This window comes from Microbacterium sp. SD291 (genome assembly GCF_017355365.1).
Classification (GTDB): Bacteria; Actinomycetota; Actinomycetes; order Actinomycetales; family Microbacteriaceae; genus Microbacterium.
In genome coordinates this window covers 1-2698 of sequence record NZ_JADIJR010000064.1, presented here as the reverse complement: position 1 = coordinate 2698, position 2698 = coordinate 1, and the positions used below count along the sequence as shown (strand labels likewise).

The window sequence follows — 2698 nt, the reverse complement described above, 5'->3', positions numbered from 1 at the left end:
AGGAGCTACGTGGGAGGGTCGACCGATTCTTCATGGCGAACGCGGCCCCGGCTTTCGACCTGTGGAATGGCGGGACCGTGAAGGGGTCTATTGATTTTCCCGGTGTCTATCGCCGGATCCATGGCCCTCAGTGGGCGCCGATAGCCGACATACGGCGGGCGTGGGAACCCACAACTCGGTTCGCCTGAGTGTGATCTCGCCGTTGGGAGCAACTCGGCCCGCACGCCTGCAATACACCTGGCTCCTTAGCCAAACCTATTCGACGTGCGATAAGAGATGGAGCACACGGGAGGCGATCAGACGGTCGCTGCGGCCTTCGTGGTCGGCGGATGCTCCTCGGCATCCTGCGGCTCGAACTCCGCTCCGCCGATCATGAAGATCCCGCGTTGCGGCATCCAGATCTCGCCGAGTCGGCTCTGCTCGCGCAGCGGCTCGATCGTGCCGAGGTCCTCGCCGCCGAGCGTGGCGGTGGACTGCTCGACCACCCACATCCGCTTCACCTTGGCCTTCATGAGCTGACGGTTCGGTGCGTGGCCGATCATCCCGATCCGCCCGGCTCGCAGCGAGGGCCCCGAGACAGCGCCCATCGCGGAGAGGAACAGGCTACTGCGCCAGAAGCTGTCCGGGAGGGCACCTGCCATGCCGCTCATCATCTTCGTCACGGGGGTGTTGGCGAGCGTGACGTCCCAGTGCAGGTCGATGTCGTCCTCGATGCGGACGGTGAAGCAGAGATCTCCAGTCCACCCGACGGTGACGGTGTGCACGGAGGTGGACTCGAGCGCGCTCCCGAAATAGCGAGGGCACGAGAGCGAGGGGTCGATGCTCGGGTAGATGCTCCAGCCTCCGGCGGGGCGCCGCAGCCACACGGACGTGTAGCCGGGGCCGACCGAGGTCACGGGGAATCGGCGCAGGCCCAGTACATGACCCGAGCTGAACGGCAGCGCCATCACCGCATAGCCGGAGAACCTCTCGGTGTCGCCGGGTCCGAGTGCGGCACTGCGCTCGGCGATGGCTGCGAGTTCACGGGCACTGGACATGATGCCTCCTGTGCTGACGATACTCCCGCCGTGAACTCCCCGGGGGGTCACCTTTCGACGTCCGACGGGTCGCCCTGAACGAATCTGTGACGTTTCCTGTTCGGCATCCGTCCTAGTGGTGTCGCATGATCGCGACCCGCCGCCCTCGGGGGGAGGCGGACAGGGCGCTGCGGCGCAGGCGGCGGCGCTCGGCAAGACCACCATCGAGGACGGCGTGGTCGCGAAGATCGCGGGCATCGCCGCACGTGAGGTCAGCGGCGTGTACGCCCTCGGGGGCGGAGCGGCGCGCATGGTGGGGGCCATCCGCGACGCACTCAACACGACCGACCTCACGCAGGGCATCAGCGTCGAGGTCGGGGAGACGCAGGTCGCCGTCGACGTCACGATCGTCGCGGACTATCCGGTGTCGCTGCAGAAGGTGGCGGATGACGTGCGCTCCGCGATCGTCCGCGCGATGGTCGAGCTGGTGGGCATGGAGGTCGCCGAGGTCAACGTGACCGTGAACGACGTCCACATCCCGGCCGACGACGAGGACGGCGACGGCCAGCAGGAGGCGCGGGTCCAGTGAACGCCTCGATGATCGGCGCCGCCGCGGGGGCAGCGCTCGCGCTGACCTGGGTCGTCCTCGGCTTCTGGGCGTTCGTGCTCGTGGCTGTGGCGATGCTCGTCGGCGCCGTCATCGGCCGGATCGTCGACGGACGGCTCGACGTCCGCGCGCTCACAGACGTCATCAGGGGGAGGCGTTCGTCATCATGACGCCGGACAGTCCAGGGGAGCGGGTGACGACCGCCGCACGGGGGAGGACGACGGTCAGCGCGCGCGCTCTGCAGCGGCTGGCGGCCGGCCTGGCGCGCGATGCCGCACGGGTGTCACGCCGCGACGTGGGGGTCGCCCTCGCCGATGACCGGGGCGGGCTGCGGGTCTCGGTCACCGTGCCGGTCGCGCTCGCCGCGGTCGGCGGCGGCACGATCCTCGATCGGGGTGAGGATCTGCGCCATGCAGTCATCGACGGGATGCGGGAGCTCGCGGATCGGGCCGTGAGCACCGTCGACGTGCGTTATTCGGGCGTGCGTCGCCTCGCCGAGAGGAGGGTGTCATGACGGCTGAGGATCACGGTTATCGCCGCGTGCTCCGCCGTGAGACGCACGCGTCGCGCACGGTCGCGGCCGTCGTCGTCGCTTCCGTCATCACCCTGCTGCTGCTGGCAACCGCTGCGGTTGCGGTGTGGCTGCTCGTCGACGTCTCCGCCCGTGAAGAGGTCGGATCGCGGTTTGCGGCGGCGCAGCCGCGCGGCTGGGATGACGTGACTCTGATCGTGGTCGGCTCGATCGCCGTCGTGCTCGCACTGCTCCTGATCGGCCTCGCGCTGCTGCCGGGCCGGCGCGCCCGCAGGGCGCGGATCGCCGACCGGCTCGCGCTGCTGATCGACGACGGGGTGCTCGCGGATGCTGTCGCCGATGCTGTCGCGGGCGATGTCGGCACGGCCCCCTGGCAGGTGTCGGCGACCATGGCGCGCCGGGCTGTCATCGTGCGGATCACGCCGACCAGCGGGGTGCCCGTCGATCGCGCCGTCGCGGCCGGGGCTGCGACGGATGTGCTCTCCGGGATCGGGTTCCCGGCCGCGCCTCGCGTCATCGTGTCGCCGCGGGGAGTGGTCGCAT

The 2698-nt window shown here is 69.6% G+C and carries 5 protein-coding genes; 4 read left to right on the top strand and 1 reads right to left on the bottom strand.

Translation table 11 applies throughout. From position 1 onward, the window contains the following. Nucleotides 1-296: 296 nt before the first annotated feature. Nucleotides 297-1037, bottom strand: a complete 741-nt coding sequence (locus IPV10_RS16755) for a hypothetical protein (protein ID WP_207485791.1) — start codon at nt 1035-1037, stop codon at nt 297-299. A 118-nt stretch (nt 1038-1155) separates the two neighbouring features. Between IPV10_RS16755 and IPV10_RS16750 the strand changes: the two genes are divergently transcribed. The 4 genes from IPV10_RS16750 to IPV10_RS16735 form a co-directional block, all read left to right on the top strand. Beyond that, on the top strand, nt 1156-1605 hold the full coding sequence (locus IPV10_RS16750; RefSeq protein WP_307861164.1) for an Asp23/Gls24 family envelope stress response protein: 450 nt from the start codon (nt 1156-1158) through the stop codon (nt 1603-1605). Next, nucleotides 1602-1793, top strand: coding sequence for a DUF2273 domain-containing protein (locus IPV10_RS16745; protein ID WP_207485789.1), 192 nt, complete (start codon nt 1602-1604; stop codon nt 1791-1793). Before IPV10_RS16750 ends, IPV10_RS16745 begins: the two co-directional genes overlap by 4 nt. Then, nucleotides 1790-2137: a hypothetical protein gene (locus IPV10_RS16740; protein ID WP_207485787.1), complete on the top strand. Its 348-nt coding sequence runs from the start codon at nt 1790-1792 to the stop codon at nt 2135-2137. Before IPV10_RS16745 ends, IPV10_RS16740 begins: the two co-directional genes overlap by 4 nt. Further along, a partial coding sequence (locus IPV10_RS16735; RefSeq protein WP_207485785.1) for a hypothetical protein occupies nt 2134-2698 on the top strand: 565 nt, incomplete at its 3' end. The genes IPV10_RS16740 and IPV10_RS16735, both read left to right, overlap by 4 nt.

Excerpts from the sequence above, each read along its gene's own strand:
- IPV10_RS16740 (WP_207485787.1), top strand. The coding sequence starts at position 1,790 with ATGACGCCGGACAGTCCAGGGGAGCGGGTGACGACCGCCGCACGGGGG.
- IPV10_RS16755 (WP_207485791.1), bottom strand. The coding sequence starts at position 1,037 with ATGTCCAGTGCCCGTGAACTCGCAGCCATCGCCGAGCGCAGTGCCGCA.